Source organism: Roseivirga sp., assembly GCF_965216855.1.
Taxonomy (GTDB): Bacteria; Bacteroidota; Bacteroidia; order Cytophagales; family Cyclobacteriaceae; genus Roseivirga.
This window is the reverse complement of sequence record NZ_OZ244204.1, coordinates 16,213-33,274: the sequence shown is the minus strand read 5'-3', so window position 1 is coordinate 33,274 and position 17,062 is coordinate 16,213. Positions and strand designations below refer to the sequence as shown.

General features: G+C 44.3%; 16 protein-coding genes. 4 read left to right on the top strand and 12 right to left on the bottom strand.

The window, feature by feature from the left end:
* Positions 1-28: 28 nt before the first annotated feature.
* From tyrS to ACOOEY_RS00120, 4 genes are all read right to left on the bottom strand, one after another.
* Complete coding sequence (tyrS, locus tag ACOOEY_RS00135; RefSeq protein ID WP_420386629.1) at positions 29-1,315, bottom strand: tyrosine--tRNA ligase; 1,287 nt, start codon at positions 1,313-1,315, stop codon at positions 29-31.
* A 565-nt stretch (positions 1,316-1,880) separates the two neighbouring features.
* Positions 1,881-2,354: a bactofilin family protein gene (locus tag ACOOEY_RS00130; protein WP_420386628.1), complete on the bottom strand. Its 474-nt coding sequence runs from the start codon at positions 2,352-2,354 to the stop codon at positions 1,881-1,883.
* Positions 2,354-3,409, bottom strand: a complete 1,056-nt coding sequence (locus ACOOEY_RS00125) for a hypothetical protein (RefSeq protein ID WP_420386627.1) — start codon at positions 3,407-3,409, stop codon at positions 2,354-2,356. The genes ACOOEY_RS00130 and ACOOEY_RS00125 overlap by 1 nt, the downstream gene beginning before the upstream one ends.
* Positions 3,410-3,550: 141 nt before the next feature.
* Entirely contained in the window at positions 3,551-4,426 is an 876-nt protein-coding gene (locus ACOOEY_RS00120) for a TolB family protein (RefSeq protein ID WP_420386626.1), read from the bottom strand.
* Between the two features lie 101 nt (positions 4,427-4,527).
* On the opposite strand from ACOOEY_RS00120, the gene ACOOEY_RS00115 reads away from it, so the two are divergent.
* Positions 4,528-5,574 (top strand): oxygenase MpaB family protein, encoded by a 1,047-nt coding sequence (locus ACOOEY_RS00115; RefSeq protein WP_420386625.1) that lies wholly within the window; start codon positions 4,528-4,530, stop codon positions 5,572-5,574.
* 1 nt (position 5,575) lies between these two features.
* Here ACOOEY_RS00115 and ACOOEY_RS00110 read toward each other — a convergent pair whose 3' ends face one another.
* Positions 5,576-6,166 carry a YdeI/OmpD-associated family protein gene (locus ACOOEY_RS00110; protein WP_420386624.1) on the bottom strand — a complete coding sequence of 197 codons (591 nt, stop codon included), beginning with the start codon at positions 6,164-6,166 and terminating at the stop codon, positions 5,576-5,578.
* A gap of 137 nt (positions 6,167-6,303) precedes the next feature.
* Here ACOOEY_RS00110 and ACOOEY_RS00105 point away from each other — a divergent pair, with 137 nt between their 5' ends.
* The 3 genes from ACOOEY_RS00105 (at position 6,304) to arfB (ending at position 7,932) form a co-directional block, all read left to right on the top strand.
* Positions 6,304-6,912: a 2'-5' RNA ligase family protein gene (locus tag ACOOEY_RS00105; protein ID WP_420386623.1), complete on the top strand. Its 609-nt coding sequence runs from the start codon at positions 6,304-6,306 to the stop codon at positions 6,910-6,912.
* A gap of 123 nt (positions 6,913-7,035) precedes the next feature.
* Positions 7,036-7,464 carry a hypothetical protein gene (locus ACOOEY_RS00100; protein WP_420386622.1) on the top strand — a complete coding sequence of 143 codons (429 nt, stop codon included), beginning with the start codon at positions 7,036-7,038 and terminating at the stop codon, positions 7,462-7,464.
* 48 nt (positions 7,465-7,512) lie between these two features.
* Positions 7,513-7,932 carry an alternative ribosome rescue aminoacyl-tRNA hydrolase ArfB gene (gene arfB, locus ACOOEY_RS00095; protein ID WP_420386621.1) on the top strand — a complete coding sequence of 140 codons (420 nt, stop codon included), beginning with the start codon at positions 7,513-7,515 and terminating at the stop codon, positions 7,930-7,932.
* Here the strand turns inward: arfB and ACOOEY_RS00090 are convergent.
* The 7 genes from ACOOEY_RS00090 to ACOOEY_RS00060 form a co-directional block, all read right to left on the bottom strand.
* Positions 7,929-8,972, bottom strand: a complete 1,044-nt coding sequence (locus ACOOEY_RS00090) for a WD40/YVTN/BNR-like repeat-containing protein (RefSeq protein ID WP_420386620.1) — start codon at positions 8,970-8,972, stop codon at positions 7,929-7,931. The genes arfB and ACOOEY_RS00090 overlap by 4 nt on opposite strands.
* A gap of 17 nt (positions 8,973-8,989) precedes the next feature.
* Positions 8,990-11,623 (bottom strand): secretin and TonB N-terminal domain-containing protein, encoded by a 2,634-nt coding sequence (locus ACOOEY_RS00085; RefSeq protein ID WP_420386619.1) that lies wholly within the window; start codon positions 11,621-11,623, stop codon positions 8,990-8,992.
* Positions 11,595-12,539 (bottom strand): FecR domain-containing protein, encoded by a 945-nt coding sequence (locus tag ACOOEY_RS00080; RefSeq protein ID WP_420386618.1) that lies wholly within the window; start codon positions 12,537-12,539, stop codon positions 11,595-11,597. Before ACOOEY_RS00080 ends, ACOOEY_RS00085 begins: the two co-directional genes overlap by 29 nt.
* Positions 12,540-12,595: 56 nt before the next feature.
* Positions 12,596-13,114 carry an RNA polymerase sigma factor gene (locus tag ACOOEY_RS00075; RefSeq protein WP_420386617.1) on the bottom strand — a complete coding sequence of 173 codons (519 nt, stop codon included), beginning with the start codon at positions 13,112-13,114 and terminating at the stop codon, positions 12,596-12,598.
* A gap of 8 nt (positions 13,115-13,122) precedes the next feature.
* Positions 13,123-14,982, bottom strand: coding sequence for a glycoside hydrolase family 13 protein (locus ACOOEY_RS00070; protein ID WP_420386616.1), 1,860 nt, complete (start codon positions 14,980-14,982; stop codon positions 13,123-13,125).
* Positions 14,983-15,078: 96 nt separating this feature from the next.
* A complete protein-coding gene (locus tag ACOOEY_RS00065; protein ID WP_420386615.1) occupies positions 15,079-16,071 on the bottom strand; it encodes a hypothetical protein in 993 nt (330 codons plus the stop codon).
* A gap of 58 nt (positions 16,072-16,129) precedes the next feature.
* Positions 16,130-17,026 carry a hypothetical protein gene (locus ACOOEY_RS00060; protein ID WP_420386614.1) on the bottom strand — a complete coding sequence of 299 codons (897 nt, stop codon included), beginning with the start codon at positions 17,024-17,026 and terminating at the stop codon, positions 16,130-16,132.
* Positions 17,027-17,062: the final 36 nt, after the last annotated feature.

Genomic DNA, 17,062 nt, shown 5'->3' with positions numbered 1-17,062 from the left:
AGATGTACAGAAATATCAACATGGGATTTCACGCCACAACCACCAAATAGTAGTTCTTCTTACCCTTTTGCACCAGAAAGTATTTATTCTGAAGCAGGCTAAACTCAGGCTTAGCATTCATATCCTCAATCTTGTTCTTATTGATGGATACACCACCGCCTTGCAGCATTCTGCGGGCTTCGCCTTTGGAGGCAAAGATCTGGTCCTTAGTCACAGTGCTGAGCAGGTCGATATAGTTTTCAGTAGCGTCTATTTCAGCCTTGGCTACTTCTACCTGAGGAACACCTTCAAATACGGATAGGAGGGTGCTCTCATTCAAAGAAGCCAGGTCTTCGGTAGTAGATTTACCAAAGAGGATATTAGAGGCTTTAATGGCCGTTTGCAGGTCTTCTTCAGAGTGAACTCTGCGGGTGACATCTTCTGCCAAAGCCTTTTGTAATGTTCTCAGGTGAGGTGCTTCAGCATGTTCTTTTTCCAGGGCTTCGATTGTTTCTTTAGGAAGCAGGGTAAAGACCTTGATAAAGTTACTGGCATCTTCGTCAGAAGTATTCAGCCAGTACTGGTAGAATTTGTATGGAGAAGTCCTTTCAGCATCGAGCCAGACGTTACCCCCTTCAGATTTACCGAATTTGGTGCCATCAGCTTTCTTCACCAGGGGAGCCGTCATGGCAAAAGCCTCACCCTGTGCTTTTCTTCTGATCAGTTCAGTACCGGTAACAATATTTCCCCATTGGTCAGAACCACCCATTTGCAGCTTACAGCCCATGTTTTCATAGAGGTGGAAGAAGTCATAGCCCTGTACCAGCTGGTAAGTGAATTCGGTAAATGACATACCACCTTCCAGCCTGTTCTTCACTGAGTCTTTGGACATCATGTAGTTCACGGTAATGTGTTTGCCTACATCGCGGATAAACTCGAGGAAGCCAATGTCTTTGAACCAGTCGTAATTATTGACAATCTCTGCTGAGTTCTCACCACAATCGAAGTCGAGGAACTTCTGCAACTGCTTCTTTTGCGATTCGAGGTTATGGTTAAGGGCTTCAATATCGAGCAGAGGCCTTTCGGCAGATTTACCCGATGGATCGCCCACCAAACCTGTTGCACCTCCCACAAGGGCTAATGGCTTATGACCGGCTCGTTGCAGGTGCACCAGCAGCATAACAGGCACGAGGTTACCAATATGAAGAGAGTCAGCCGTAGGATCGAAACCAACATAACCGGTGGTCATTTCCTTAGTCAGTTGCTCATCCGTACCAGGCATTATGTCGTGGATCAAACCTCTCCACTGTAGCTCTTCAATCAGTGTATTACTCATGGTATATCAATTTCGGAGGGCAAATATAGAAGATGGAGTGGGAGAGTGAAAGGAAAAAGTCAGTGATTGAGTATGAGGGTTGCCCCTTCGCGTTCTCTGCGACCTCTGCGGTTAAAGTTCACCGCTAAAAGCACACCCTCACTCCCTAAAGGGAAGCTACGGAAGCATAAAACCATTACCCTTAATCCCTGAAGGTAAATTACAGCGTCTAAGACGAATAACTATTAACTGATAACCCTCACTCCCTAAAAGGCTTAATCTTTGCGTTCTCTGCGACCTCTGCGGTTAGAGTTCACCGCCAAGAGTGCACCCTCAATCCCTAAAGGGAAGCTACGGAAGCATAAAACCATTACCCTTAATCCCTAAAGGGAAACTACAGCGTCTAAGACGAATAACTATTAACTGATAACCCTCATTCCCTAAAAGGCTTAGTCTTTGCGTTCTCTGCGACCTCTGCGGTTAGAGTTCACCGCTAGGAGTGCACCCTTAATCCCTAAAGGGAAACTGCCGCAGTTCAAACCTATTAACTATTAACCAATAACTAATTAACTAATAACCAAGGAGGCTACCAGGCCACAGTACCATAGTTGTCTTTCTGATCGTCTCCGGACCGGTCTCTGTTCTGATTGATCTTCACATCTCTCGATGATCGGGAAGGGGAGCTGGTGTTCAGTTCAGGAATCTCCACCGCTTCACCCACGGTGACTTTACCATTCAGCTCAGCTCCATTATCAACAGAAATCTTCTTGGCGAAAATCTTACCGAATATTCTGGCCCGCCCCGCAATGTGCAGGTGACCATTAGACAGTACATCACCATTCACATATCCTTCAATGGTTATATCGGCACCACTTAAGTTGCCGCCAATTTCGCCATGTGCTCCGATGATGATTTTTTCACCGGAGATCAGGTCCCCGGTTACAAAACCATCTACCCGAATGCTCTGCTCAGATCTCATATTCCCTGAGATCACAGAACCCTGACGGATTTGCGTGATATAGGTTGAAGGGTTATTGACTGTTTCTGTTTTTTTACTCATTAATATTCAGCGGGAATTGAAGATTCGCTTACTGTATTGTTTTCATCGTAAATGGATACGATGGTTGTTGCATTTCCGATATCAAGACCTACGGCATTGCCTTTCATACCGCCATTCAACTGGGCTGAGTTGATGCAGTAACCACGGCTGGCCAGTGACTGAGGCTCCTGTGCTACTTCCAGTTCCAGCACATCCTGGAATTCTTCCTTGAAGCAATCTACCAGCTGGTTATACAATGCGCCACCCCCGGCCAGGAACATTCTGTGCGACATAGTGAAGTCATTGTCATTGAAAGCCTTTCTCATAGCCGGAGAAACAACATCTTCGTAATACTGACGAATTACTTTGTCTCTCATCGACTTAATGTCAATTCTCTTTCTGTTCAGGAAAATCACACCTTTCTGGAAAGCCACATCAATCTGGTGTTCGGTCTTCAGTTCCAGGTAATAAGTTTTAGCCAGTTCTTTTTCAAGCAGGTTCACTGCGTAACGCAGGCCGTAAGTAGAGAGTGATGTTCTTTGTACAATACCACCTTCAGTACTCAAAAGTCCTTCCAGTGTACCATAACCCAGTGACATCACGAAGAAGTTGCCATCCACCTTTTGCATGCCTTTTCTCAAAGCAATAGCACAGCCGATGACTTCGGGAATTACCTGTACACCATCAATTTCAACCTGAACATTTTTTCTGCTACCACCACCATAAGTCGCTGCTTCATAATCAATGATATGATTGGCATTGATCTGACCGGTTGCCTGCTCTTTGTACAATTGAAAAGTGGAGAAAGGGAAGCCGGTAGTCACTGTCAACGGATTACCCAGCTTCTGATTAGCGAGTAATAATCCGGATTTAAGCAACAGGCTGTAATCTAATTCATCCGGGGCACTGTTGATATTTCTGTGCGGAGAAACGCCTTCAGTCAATGCCAGGTTACCGATCACATACCCCTCGTTCTCATGGTATATTTTCAAACCGTTGATCAGGTCTGGTGATACATTTCTAAGATCTGTGTTGTTTCCTTCTATAACACTGGGAAAAGTGTACGTTTTGAACATAGCTCTACTTATTGATGTGGTTTGGTCTTTTCAATTTGAATGAATAGCAATAATACGATTAAATCGTGTTTTGAACTTGCTATCCTTTAAAAATCAGCCTGAATTTGTGAAATACTTTTGATACTAAAAAGTGAATTGATGCTAGTTGTTAATGACTAATGCCAGCTTATCATTTTCCTGGCTAACGGCCATTCTGGTAATTCCTTTGGCACCTACAGCCCCTAAATCTTCAATTTCCTGCCACTCAGAATGGTGTTTAGGATTGAAAGCCAATAGTTTAGAACCCACGCTGGTAATGTAAGTACCTTCTCCGGTAATGGTCCAGTCAGAAGCACCTTCGGGCTTTTCAACCACTTTTGTGAACTCCTTAGTGGTTTTGTTCAGGGTGTAGATAAACCAACTGCCATTATCTTCTCTTCTTTCAAAGGTAAAATCTTTAGTACCGGGAATGGTACGAATGGTTCTGCCGATGTTGCTGGTGATAATATCGTCATCCACTTCCTCCATATTGGCCAACACCATGGTAACCGGTTCACCTAAAACAAACATAAGCACATCTTTCTCATTGATGGCGAAATAGCCTACCGGCTGAATCTTGTCGAATATCAGCTGAGGAGCTCCTTTACCATCCATGTGGTACATCCAAAGCCTCTGACTGTTGTCTGCCTCAACCCGCACCACGGCAAAGGAATTAAACCCGGGAATAGGAGTGGGCGAGTATTCACTGTCTCTCGACCCGGTGAGGTTTTTCACCTTGTCTTCATAGAGATCATAGATCATAATATCAGTCTGTCCGCTTTCCTGAGAAGAAGTATAAAGAATGTAATCGTTGTTGAAGAATGAGGGCTGGTTGTCGTAACCTGCTCGGTCTGTAATATTCCTTCCTTTGGAAAGAGTGACTTTACCTTTCTTTTCTTTTAGTTCATACACATGGATATCTGTACTGGGAGGGGCCGTTTGAGCCAGCAGGCTTCCGGTGAGTGATGAAATAAAAAGTAAGCTGAATAGCTTTTTCATATGTTGTTAGTTAAGCAGTTATTCGGGAAAATAGTGATTTCTACACGCAATTGAAATTGATCAATTTTGAAACTTTGCTGAAGACTCCGTGTTTCTGAAGAGTGAGCACCTACCATAATATATCTCCAGAGCAACTGAATCACTTCAGAAACCAAACCGATCCGCTGGCTGATGAGGTAATAGAGACCTATTTTCCGCAAGACAAAGCATTGCTTCATCAGCACCTGGAAACGCTCACTTCTAATAGCAGTCAGCTTACTGATGAGGCCAAGGCATCATTAAACATGCTCTATCAGGATATTCAAACCAAAGCTGACCTCATTCCTTCCAAAGATTTAGAGTTGGGTCAGAGGTTTTTCGACCAACATGCCTCAGACATTATGTTGCTGTTGGGACTGCTCTCACTACCATATTGCTATGCGGCTGCCAAAGGTGCCGAAGTGCTGGTCCGGTCTAAAAGAATACTGGAAGAACCGGAGAGGCGATTGTTGGAAACGGCAGAGTTTGTCTTTGATATGATGAACACTCAGGCCTTTGAAGCCAAAGGGAAAGCCTTGCCTTCAGTGCTAAAGGTAAGGTTGATGCATGCTGCAGCCCGATGGTATGCTAAGAAAGGAGGGTGGGACACAGCTGTATTAGGTGAACCCGTGAATCAGGAAGATATGGCCGGTACCAACCTGGCCTTTTCGCTCATTGTAGTCAGAGGCCTAAAGAAGTTAGGCAAGTCGGTTAGTAATCAGCAGGCTATGACCTATATCCGCTACTGGAACCACATAGGAGCCTTGCTGGGTGTTGATGAAAGACTTTTGCCAGATACCAATAAGTCGGCCTATATATTAGAGCGGAATATCAGGGAAAGACACTTTCAGTCTTCTGAGGCAGGGAAGAAGCTGACCAAATCATTGCTGAGCTACTTTGAGAAAGCCACTATTGATTCACCTATTAAAGGACAAAGCACCTCATTTGTTGCCTTTCTGCTGGGAGAGCAAGTTTCAGGATTATTGGGAATTGAGAACACCCGTTTCGATGCAGCCATTTTTCAGCCTTATAAATACTTCTATAAAATTCAGAATGTGCTCACATTGAGAAGTGACTCTTATAGTAAGGCCCTTATTCAATACAAAGTGGCCCGATCTGCCATACAGTAGATCATTTGTATTTATCGTTCAAACCAATGCCCGCTTTAATCATTGGGATAATCTTCTCCAGACGGTTCTGTTTGGTTTCTTCACGTTTGGCCGTTTCAATGTGCTCTGCAAAGTCACGCTGCCTGGTCAGGTTGAGCGCATCGAAGGCTGACTTTAAATCTGAATCTGCCCGAAAGGCTTCCCGTAATGCAGAAGGAATGACCAAAGGTTTACCGGTCTTGGCTTTAATTTCTTTACCCGCTTTCTGTAAGGCGATCGCTTCTTCGAGATAAGTGTGGATCAGCTCTTCATTGGCTTTGATTTCATCCATACTGCCAAAGCGCCATTGTCTCATGGCCTGAGTTTTACCTTCCTGAGCATTCATCAATAAACCTGCCTTGTCCTGAAGTAAAGCTCCCTGAAAGAACCACAAGCCGACATAGCCTTTGAAAGCCCCCAGACCGATCAGGTTTTTACCTGCGGAGGTATAAACAGGAAAGCCCCATTTAACGGTCTCCTTAAAGTCATGGCTGCCTGCTAAATTTCTTAGGTAGACTAATTCGTTTCGCCACTGTTCCTGCTTCTCCAAGTACTGATCGACTGTTTTGCTCATGGGTGAAGTATTAGATTTGGAGGTTCTAAATTGAATAAATAGGTCCAGAGAAGCAATAGGAGGGCCTTTTTATCTGTGTTGAAATAATTACTAAAATATGTAGTTTCAATAGCTAATTATTTTAGTATATTTGAATCATGCTAATCGACAGACCTCCAAAGTTATTCCAATCGAAAGAGCTGAATGAGTACCTCATCATTGCTCTTCCATACGCTGAGATCAATGAAGAGATCAAGGCATTTAAGAAAGAGTTCTTTCAGAAGTATGGTCCCTATGCGGGTCAGAACTCCTGTGGACATATTCCCATGATGTCATTCTTTCAGACGGATGACAGGGAGCAGAAGGTGATTCACTGTGTAGAGCAGGTATTGGCTTCAGTAAAGTCTTTTGAAGTCTTTCTGAGTGGTTTTGAGTTTGACTCTTTACAAAGAGCAGTCTATATAGACATACTGAATAAGGAGTCCTTATGTGATGTCTACCACCAGCTGAGACTCAGCCTGTTCAGAGAGTTGGTATCGCTGGCATTTCTGAATAAGACCTTCAGACCTATGATGAAGATTGGACATCAACTGACGCCTTTACAGTTCCTCAATGCGGTGGGAGATAATAAGGCCAGGGCTTACACTAATAATTTTAGACTGAGCAGACTACATATACTCAAGAGAAAGGCTCCTTATACCAGTTGGGAGCAATTGACTGCCATTCCTTTTGCCAGATCAGAAAATGAGCTGATGGGCATGTATTAAGATATGACGGTGTCGATGGTGTTTAGGTGAATAAGTTAGGCACAGACGGTGCTACATCGACAACCGGTTCCGGAATCCTCGGATGGCCAAAACACACACAAACAATTAACAAACAGTAGAACTATGAAATCAAAAGTTAATCTGAAAGTCCTGGAGCAAAGCCTGAAACTGGCTTCCAAAGCTGCTGATCTGGAAAGACAGTATCAGGATTCTGATCTTTCTCAGCTGTTGCATGAGGTTAACCTGATGGCTTTAGGCATACCACGTATCGTTTCCGGTACTGAAACTGCAATGGCAGAGAAAGGTGTAGATCCATTAATGGCCGTGATAGAAGAAATCAGGCTGAAGATTGCCTCCGTTTCAGAAAGATCAGAAGCCATCTTTGAATTTGCCCGACTGCTCGATCTGGAAAGTGAACTGGTGAGGCAATACCAGGGTGCGCAGAAAGATATCAATCGTCCGGTGAAGGCAAGTCGCCTTAGCCTGAAAGACAGGAGTAGGGTAGTTAAGCCCCTGCAGGTGAGGACAGGTTTTCAGACCAGCCTCTTTTAAGCTCCGGACGTTTATTGATTCTCTGGCAGAAAATCTATTTTTGGGTACATGTTCAATCCCGAAGAAATAGCATCAAGAGATTTCAGCACAGAGCTTAGCTTCCAGACTTCCCGAAGTTCAGGTCCGGGTGGACAGAATGTCAACAAACTGGAAACGAGGGTTACACTGCGATTCAATGTTTCGGCTTCAGAATTACTTTCCGAAGAAGAGAAAGCCCGTCTTCTCGATAAATGGTCCAACAAACTCACCAATGAAGGTGAAATCCTCATCAGTGCCGAGCAACACCGAAGCCAGCTTAAGAACAAGGAGCTGACCATTAAACTATTCAGGGATGAATTGATCAAGGCCTTCACCCAACCCAAACCACGTAAGAAATCTAAGCCGTCCAAGGCTGCCATTAAAAAGAGACTGGACAGTAAGAAGAAACTCTCTGAGAAGAAGTCTATGCGTAAGCCCCCGAAATACTAATCTTCCAGTAGATTCACTGTTCTCACTGCACTGAGGTTTTGACTTAATGCTATCCAATTTTCCGCCAGGTTATCAGAAAGATAGAGATTACCATTATTCGTCCCGAAAGCCATTACATTCCCTCGCTTGTCGAAGGCAGAACGCAGCACCAGATCGAAGGAAATATCCTTAGGTAAACCATTGGACCTGGAATACCATGACTGACCACCATTGGTAGTCTGATATACTTCCAGCTTGTTGTGATGGGGATAACGCAAATCATCGGACTGAGCGGGAATCACCCAGGCCGTATCAATATCAGTCTCGTCTATCACCAGATCGAAGCCATAGAAAGCAATCTGATCAGGGTCAGATACATCCTGCCAATGCGCTCCGCCATCTACCGAACGATAGATACCACAGTGATTCTGCTGCCAAAGCACATTTGAATTCAAGGGGTGACGAATAATGGAGTGGGGGTCATGTCCAACCTCTGTCTCAGAATTGGGTAGAAAGAAGGCCTTTAGTCCCTGATTGGCCGGGGCCCAATTCTCTCCCGCATCCATCGACCGGAAAACTCCCGCACAGCTTATACCGACCATCAGTTCATGCTCGTCCTCAGGATTGAAGACCACGCTATGCAGGAATGGGCTATTACTGCCCTTGCCACCACCTTGCCAGGCCGATCGGCTTGGGTGTTTAGACAGGCCTTCCATCTCCTCAAAACCGCCTTCACGTCTTACAAACAGGGCCGCGGGTTCTGTGCCGACAAAGAGGCTGTCTTGAAATGAAGCAATTGTCCAGATAGACTTCAGGCTGTAAGGGCTTTCTTTTCCAAACCTGGGCACCTCAATTTCCTCAAAGTTTTCGCCCTGATTTGGGCTACAATAGAGCTTAGGTCCCCAGTGTTTATGGTTGATGGCCACCCACCAGTTGCCTGAACTGTCCTGATGAAAAGCACCTATCGGCATTCCGATAAATACCACATCCTTTAATGCCCAGCCTTCATGACCTTTGGTGTAGATCAGTAATCCTTTATCTGTGCCTGCTATTAATTTCATATAGATAATTCGCTACATCAGAACGAAAACCTCACGCTGATGTTCGGTGTAAATTCCAGGAAGTATTTCCTTCTTTCAATGATTGAGATTTCACCCTCCCGGTTAAAGTCTACCAGATAGCCAATATTATAGATATTTCTTCGGTTGAACAGGTTAATAAAGCTCAATCCCACTTCTCCACGCCAGTTTCTGGCTGTAAACCTGTGCCAGATAGAAGCGTCTACCCGATGATAGCTATCAAGCCGGAGGCCATTGGGCCTGCTGAATCTCAGCTGAAAATCATCTTCATCTATATCATCGTCATCATCATCTGGAGGTGGGGGCGGATTGTTTCGTCTGTCTAGTCTCACATTGTTAATGCTGGTGTAAGGAACACCTGTTTTGAAGGTATAGCCCAATGAAAACTCCCAATTGCCCTTTGTGTAGCTGGTAGAAAGATTCAGCTGATTTCTGATGTTGAGACTGGAAGCAAAGCTCTGCAGGAACAAGTCGGGGAAATGAACCTTCGAATCCTGAAAATTATAGCTAAACCAGGTTTTGAAGTATTTCCAGCGCTTACGCAGTGTAAGATCAAAACCGATGATTCTTTCTGACCCCTGATTAAACCCATCTTCATTGGTAAAACCGAAACCCAGATTTCTGGCCAATAATCCATCGATATCCTTGTGATAGAGATCGATATCCAGCAGCCATTGAGGAGAGTTATAAATCAGCCCAACACTCGCCTGCCTGTTCACGACTAAAGGCACCAGCTCCTCATTATCCGCCAACAGCCAGTGCTGTTCTACTGCATTAGAAATGGTGAACTGTGTTTCTTTAATAGTGCTGAGATACTGGTGATAAATGCCATAGGTTGACTTAAAGAGCAGGTCTTTACTCAGGCTGTAGTTGGCTTTTAACTGTGGACTGAAGACTGTTTTCTCTAATGATTCAATATGAGTGAGTCTTCCACTGAGTACCAACTCCAGGTTAGAAGTCGCCTGAATATTCAGATCGGAATAGTAGGCATGAATGTTTGCTTTGGTGTCGATCAGTTCCGCCACATCAACCTCCAAAAAGTTCTCCGTATTGATCAGGTTATCGATATCAAAATGATTGAATTGATAACCGAGAATCAGTTTATGCCCTCCCTTGAGTACCCGTGTATGCGCTATTCGGCCTTCCAGGTTTCTAATGCCATTGCTGCGGCTTTGCACATCGTCATCAGAGTCAATGTCCGGGTTCCTGATATTGGCGTAGGTATAGGCCATATCGTAGCTGGAAAAGGCAATACTGGCGGTCAGTGACTGCTGATCATTCAGGCGATAGGCCCAGGAAGCATCAGCGCCATAACTATCAATTTCATGTTCCTGCTCAATATTTTGTCGGTCTTCGGGATCATCTTCATCATATTCAAAATGGCTTTTAGCCTGGATAAAACTGAGCTTGACAGAAGACCTGTCTGAAGGCTCATAGTTCCATTGCATATTGATATCTGAGAAGTTCAGGTTATTGGTGTATTCACTTTCATAGATCAGTCCCTGGCGGTCTCTGATTTCACGGCTGAATAGCTTCTTACCATAAGAATTGAACGTCCAGGTAGGAATGGCATCATTATAAGATCTTCTGGCAGCCACCATAATGGAGCCTTTATTTCCCAGAAAAGGTGCCTTCACGAATCCATCGGCATGTGTCATATTGAGGCTGGCCTCTGCTCTGAAAGACCTGTCTACCTGGTTTCTGGACTCAAGCCTGATTAAACCGGCAGAAGCGCCACCATACTTCACGGGAATGTAGTTTTTGTAAACATCGAGCGTACCAATGGAAGAGGGGATGAAGCTGGAAATATTTCCAAAATAGTGAGCGGTATGATAGATGGGTACATTGTTCCAGTACAGCAGCGTATTATCGCGTGAACTACCCCTCACATTAATACCTGAGGCTGATTCGTCATTGGAATTTACACCTGATATGATCTGCGCAGAGAGCAATACATCCCGCTCAGACATTCCGGGTAATATCTCCATTTCCTGAGGAAGGATCTTAAAGCTGTTGGCTTTTGGGTCTGAGGCGATCCCTGGATTGAGGTATTCCTTCACCTCATAATCATTCAAATCCAGAGGCTCCGGCTTCAGGTCAATGACCAGACTGGACTGCTCTGATAAAGAATCCAGGTCAATCTGGAAGGTCTCAAAGCCCAGATAGATGATTTCCAGAACGGCTGACTTAGGCTCCGACAACACTATATTGGCTTCTCCGGCCTCATTCGTCACTATTCCCAGCTTAGTGCCTTGCTGACGAATGGTAGCGAATGGGAGGGTGGTTTGAGTTTCTACATCCTGTACTTTTAACCTGATGTATTTAGATGAGGCCTTTTTGATGACATAGAAACGATCATCTACCTTCTGAAATTCGAGGGTAGTGGCCTGAAGAATGGTCCTGAGTACCTGATTCAGGTCAGCACGCTTATCATAAGCCGGAGTTTTGACACCCCGAATCTCATCGGGATTATAGGAGAACTTCACAGCATATTCTTTCTCCAATAATGACAGGGCTGATTTGAGTGTGTTAGGGGAGTTGTTGACCGCCAGAATTTCCTGAGCCTGCAGGGAATGGGTAATCAGGCTAATGACAAGAAGAAGTCTAATTCCCGGCCACACCCTTAATGACAAGCTTTTTGCTGGCTGAATCGTAATCGTATTCAATAGCATGTGTCGACAAAACAATCTGGATGGCCACCTCAACATTATCTCCCGGGTAAGAACCTGTAAAACGCTCTGAAGTTAAGGATATGTCAGATTCTATGCTTATTCCAAAGGAATTTCTTAACGATTCAAGTGCATCGGCCAGAGCGACATCTTCCAGTTCAACAATATTATCGGTTAACCATAGCGGTTTTTCACCCACGTCATTGACACTTTCATTCACCAACCGGCCTTTCTCGATACGGATAGCATCGCCTTTTCTTAATGTCTTATCTACCTCATTTTCAATCACATTGACCACACCAGTATAAACCTGTACATCAAGTCTTTCACCACGCTGTCTCACATTGAAACTGGTACCTTTGACAATTACTTCACCTTCATCGGTATTCACCTGAAAATTCACTCCCTTGGTCACTTCAAAAAAGGCTTCTCCTGTCAGGGCTAGCTCTCTGTTCTCAGCGTAAGAGTCAGGTTTATACTTCAGTACAGAGTTGACATTCAGGGTAACTACTGACCGATCGGGTAGGGTAATGACCTGTGTTTCACCAAAACCTGTTGCATAAACCTCCCAGTTGGGTCTGGTGAGGAAGTAGACAAATGAGACCCCGATAATTAGGACCGCTGCCACGGCCATGCGCCAGATTGGGCTGATACTACGTACTTTGGTTGCCGTTTTTTCTTGCTCAATGCTCGCTTTGAGCCTGGTTAATTCCGCTTCCACATCATAGGCGGGCATAGCGACCTTATCTACCGACTGGAGAATCTCCTTTAAATCCCTGGCTTCAGCACTGGACTCAAAAGCTTCCTTCTCTTCGGGACTAATCTCTCCGCTCAGCCATCTGGCCAAAAAGTCTTCGCTATTTTCTGAATTGGAACTCATCGAGCAATATATCTACACTTACATCCGTTTGTTTTTGATTCACCCTACCGGGTACTCTAAATATTTTCATTGACTGACGCCCTCATCTTTAATAAAGCCTTGTGCATCCGTTTTTCCACAGCCTTCACACTGACCTCTAAAACCTGCGCTATTTCATTGTAGGTCATTTTTTCAATCCTGTTCATCAGGAACACCTCACGCTGACCGTCAGGCAAAGCTTCAATCGCGTTCTGTACCTTTCTGTCGAATTCGTTGAACTCCATTTGGAATTCTGGAGTCTCCTGATGGCTGGACTTATGAATGAATTGGATATGCTTTTCTTTGGTTTTGTCCCTGTCGATGCTTTTCAGCATCTGGTTTTGAGCCACCTTAAAAACATAGGCTTTAGCCATATCGGGCAGTACCTTAGCGCAGTTCTTCCATAGGGTAAGAAAAGCCTCCTGAACCATATCATTAGACCTTTCAATATCTCTGTAACGGGCATAAAGAAAATTCCGAAGCAATGGTGCAATGCTCCGGAACAGTGAATTATATACAATTTCGTTGCAGCTATCTTTTGCCTCCGAAATATCCAAACTACGTTCTATTTGAGGTTAATGATCGTGGTGGTTCTGGCAGGAACAGTGAAGTCTTTAGTGACATTGTAATTCTTACCAGTCATCACATCCATACCAAAGGTATAACCTCTGAGCATTTCAATGTGCTTTTGTCTGGAAATTGTTACTTCAGTATTATTCATATTCATGATGACCATTACTTTTTCCCTGGCAGTGTACCTGAAGTAGACATAGACATTATTGTCGGGCAGGAAGTGCAGCAGCTTGCCGTGTTTTACGGCATCGCTGGTTTTTCTCCAGTTGGTGAGTTTGGTCACGTATTCATGCATGGAATTTTCTTCAGTGGTTCTGCCTTCTTTGGTAAAGACCGAACGGCTATCGCCAGGCCAGCCACCGGGCATTTCAGCTCTTTTGGCTCCATCGCCCCAGTTACCCGGACCGGCTTTAAAGGCCAGCTCTGTACCATAATAGACCTGTGGAATACCTCTGGTAGTTAATAGAAAAGCATAGGCCATTTTGAGGTTCTCCGGTTTCTCACCCAATGTGCTGTAGATTCGGCTGATATCATGATTATCGAGGAAGATCACATTTTTCATCGGGTCAGAGTAGAGCCTGTCCTGAGAAAGGGCATAGTAAATTTTCATGAGGCCGCTTTCCCATCCAAAATCCTGATTAAAGGCATCTCTAACAGCAAAGTGAATCTGGAAATCTGTGACCGATGGAAGATGAGACTCATAACCATCATTTTCACCCGGCTTGTCCTTTTGCCAGTAAGACTCATGGGCAACGGTCTCTACCCATGATTCACCCACAATATTGAAAGTAGGATAGGCTTGCATGACTTCCTTGGCCCAGCGTGCCATATAGTCCTGATAAGGGTAGAGGTAAGTGTCCATTCTAATACCATCAATTCCGGTATACTCTATCCACCACAAAGTATTTTGAATCAGGTAATCAGCCAATTGTGGATTTCTTTGGTCCAGGTCGGGCATTTCATTCACAAACCAACCTTTCACCAGCTTATCCTTATCATGTTTGGAGGCGTAAGGATCTGAGGCCACTGTACCACGATAAGACGTATTTCCATACACCGACTGGTCATGCACCCAGTTTTTAAAGGGAAGGTCTTTCATCCACCAATGCTGATCGCCAATATGGTTATGGATCATGTCCATAATCACCTTCAGTCCTTTATCATGACTGGCTTTAACGAAAGCCACAAATTCATCATTTGAACCAAAGCGCCTGTCGACTTTATACATATCTGTGGCGGCATAACCGTGATAACCTTTGTATTCTGGCGTCTGGTCATTTTCAAAAACAGGAGTGAGCCATACGGCCGTCATACCGAGGTTTTTGATGTAGTCCAGATGATCCTGAACACCTTTGATATCGCCACCATGTCTGCCACTGGGGTCATCTCTTCGGGCCGGTTCCAGCATGCCTTCAACAGTATCATTATTAGGATTACCATTGGCAAACCTGTCGGGCATTAACAGATAGATCACATCTTCACTGCTAAAGCCCTGTTGACGGTTGGCTTCTTTCACTCTGCTTTTCAGCTCATAGGAAAAATTTCTTACCTGATCACCCCTTGTTAGTGTCACTTCGAAGTTACCAGGCAACACATCAGGACTGATTTCCAGGTTAAGAAACTTGTAGTTAGGAGAGTCTCCTGACACCTGATTCACCACAGTAATACCGGCATGCTGCACATTGGCCTGAAAGCTTCCAATGCCTTCGCCATAAATCATTAACTGAAGTTTTTCGGTAGGCATTTTGGCGAACCAGAAAGGGGGTTCAACCTTGAGCTTACTTTGTTGCGCCTGAATGGCCATGCTTAAAAACAAACCGATAAGAACGAATAGGTAATTGGGCTTTCTCATGAGATTCAATTGTGATGTGTAAACTACGCAAATATTGAGATTTGAGAAAGGCAGGAAGGCCTCAGAAGCCCTAAGAGACTATTCAAACGTTTGCGATCAGCCAATGAGGTAATCTATAGCCTTGTCGACTACCGAGGCCGCTACCCAGGTAAGAAATGGAATGATGAGATAGAAGACGAAGCGGGAGGCCGTTGGAATGTTAATGGGTATCTCGAAAGTGGTTTGAATCATCTTCTTATAACTGATCAGATCCACCACATTGATGTTATCCGTATTCTTTCCGATTCTCGAGCTTTTCAAGGCTTCACGATCACCTTCAATGGCCATGTCTACTAATCGGATTTCTTCTTCTTTAGCTTGAACTACCCGTTTCCTCACACCTTTCAGTGGCGTGATGATCATCCATAGTATGGATGGGATCAATACTATGATAGCCGGGTTGGTCAGGTCAGAGATATCGACACCTTCAATGAATAGGAGGGAATAGGTGCCTATAAAGGCCAGTACACTCACAATACCGGAACTGGTCAGTGGCATCAGTTTGTCCATATTCAGCAGGTCAATATCTACCTTGCGCGACAGCTCATTCAGTCGGGTCATGTTCTTAATGGCGGTACTGGCTACCTGCCAGATCAGCCACCAGAGCAGAGCAATCTGTAATCCTCTGTAAAAGATAAAGATGGGAAACTGAATATCTTCAGTAAGCAAAACCCTGAATACAGCGAAATAGGCATGGGTAAGTCCTATACCTAAAGATAGTACTGTCTCATAAGGAGACATACCTCTTTGGAGGAAGTAGCGCTCAAACTCACCTTTTTCACTATCAGAAAGGGTGGTTTGTCCCCATAGTTTATGAAAGCCTTTGTCATGGCTGGACTGAATGATTCTGGTAATGAATACCAGATAGCCTACTGTCAAAGTGAAGTAGGAGGTGAGTGTGGAATTATGCCATGAAAAGGGGATGTCTTCAATCAGAAAGATGACTGACTGAATAGCAAAGACAACCGCAGAAGCCAGTATACCTGCCAGCAACGGATGAATTCGACCTCCGGTTAGCCGAAGTAAAAAAGGGTCTTTGAGTTTGGACACTTCCGAAGATAGAGAATGCCCTCAATTGTTCAAACGTATTCAGCGATAGTTGACCTGATCACTCGTCAGAGAATGTTCTTCTGATGGTATCCAGATCAATCTCAATGATGTAATGATTGTAGGTAGGAATGAATCCTCGGCCCTGATTTCTGTTGCTGGTAAATACCAGTGAGCGCCTGTCCAGAGAGATATAAGGACTGAATTCCTCAGCAGGGGTATTGATCCCCTCACAAAGTGCTACGGCATTGGTCCATTCGCCATCTTCGTTAAAAGCGATATACAAATCGCTGTTTCCCTGAGAGTCATTTCGATCTACCGAAGAGAAAACAATGAACTTCTCATCAGCATCTATATAAAAATCACCTTCCAGATAACGGGAGTTAATCTGATTGGGTAATGGCACCGCTTTATTCTTGCCTTTCTCAAGCACAAAGATATCGTAGCCATTGCCATTGTTCAGGGCATTGAAATAGAGGTTACCATTATTGGCTAAACTGGGAGAGCCCACATTGCCTTTCTGCCCATAAATTGACTTGATCGGCTGAGGTTGTGTCCACTCACCATCAATATTTTTCGATTCACAGATGTGATATTGCTCACTCGGCTTACCATTCATACCAATATTAGCCTGCATGAGCATATAGTCACCATCCATATTCATCCAGGGGTCGGAATAATTGAACTGATCATCAAAAGGAAAAAGCTCTCCTTCAAGGAATTGTTCATTGACGTAGGGGTAGTAAATTATTCTGGATTTGCCATCTACCAGAATGGTAAAAATTCCGATGCTTAATTTTCTATTGAAGTAATTATTCCACTGCGGCAGATCATTGGATATAGTTCCTGGATGCAATACTCTGGGTTGTGCTTCTGAATTATCTTCCAGACCAGGTGCCTGTGCCAGACTTACTGAAAAAGTAATAACTAATAGTGTTAGGGAGAATAGGTATTTCATTAAAGAACTATGATCTTAATTTGCATGCTAGTTAAC

What these genes read in the sequence shown, in the direction of transcription:
- tyrS (WP_420386629.1), bottom strand. Translation starts at nt 1,315, where the DNA reads ATGAGTAATACACTGATTGAAGAGCTACAGTGGAGAGGTTTGATCCAC.
- ACOOEY_RS00130 (WP_420386628.1), bottom strand. Translation starts at nt 2,354, where the DNA reads ATGAGTAAAAAAACAGAAACAGTCAATAACCCTTCAACCTATATCACG.
- ACOOEY_RS00125 (WP_420386627.1), bottom strand. Translation starts at nt 3,409, where the DNA reads ATGTTCAAAACGTACACTTTTCCCAGTGTTATAGAAGGAAACAACACA.
- ACOOEY_RS00120 (WP_420386626.1), bottom strand. Translation starts at nt 4,426, where the DNA reads ATGAAAAAGCTATTCAGCTTACTTTTTATTTCATCACTCACCGGAAGC.
- ACOOEY_RS00110 (WP_420386624.1), bottom strand. Translation starts at nt 6,166, where the DNA reads ATGAGCAAAACAGTCGATCAGTACTTGGAGAAGCAGGAACAGTGGCGA.
- ACOOEY_RS00105 (WP_420386623.1), top strand. Translation starts at nt 6,304, where the DNA reads ATGCTAATCGACAGACCTCCAAAGTTATTCCAATCGAAAGAGCTGAAT.
- ACOOEY_RS00100 (WP_420386622.1), top strand. Translation starts at nt 7,036, where the DNA reads ATGAAATCAAAAGTTAATCTGAAAGTCCTGGAGCAAAGCCTGAAACTG.
- arfB (WP_420386621.1), top strand. Translation starts at nt 7,513, where the DNA reads ATGTTCAATCCCGAAGAAATAGCATCAAGAGATTTCAGCACAGAGCTT.
- ACOOEY_RS00090 (WP_420386620.1), bottom strand. Translation starts at nt 8,972, where the DNA reads ATGAAATTAATAGCAGGCACAGATAAAGGATTACTGATCTACACCAAA.
- ACOOEY_RS00080 (WP_420386618.1), bottom strand. Translation starts at nt 12,539, where the DNA reads ATGAGTTCCAATTCAGAAAATAGCGAAGACTTTTTGGCCAGATGGCTG.
- ACOOEY_RS00070 (WP_420386616.1), bottom strand. Translation starts at nt 14,982, where the DNA reads ATGAGAAAGCCCAATTACCTATTCGTTCTTATCGGTTTGTTTTTAAGC.
- ACOOEY_RS00060 (WP_420386614.1), bottom strand. Translation starts at nt 17,026, where the DNA reads ATGAAATACCTATTCTCCCTAACACTATTAGTTATTACTTTTTCAGTA.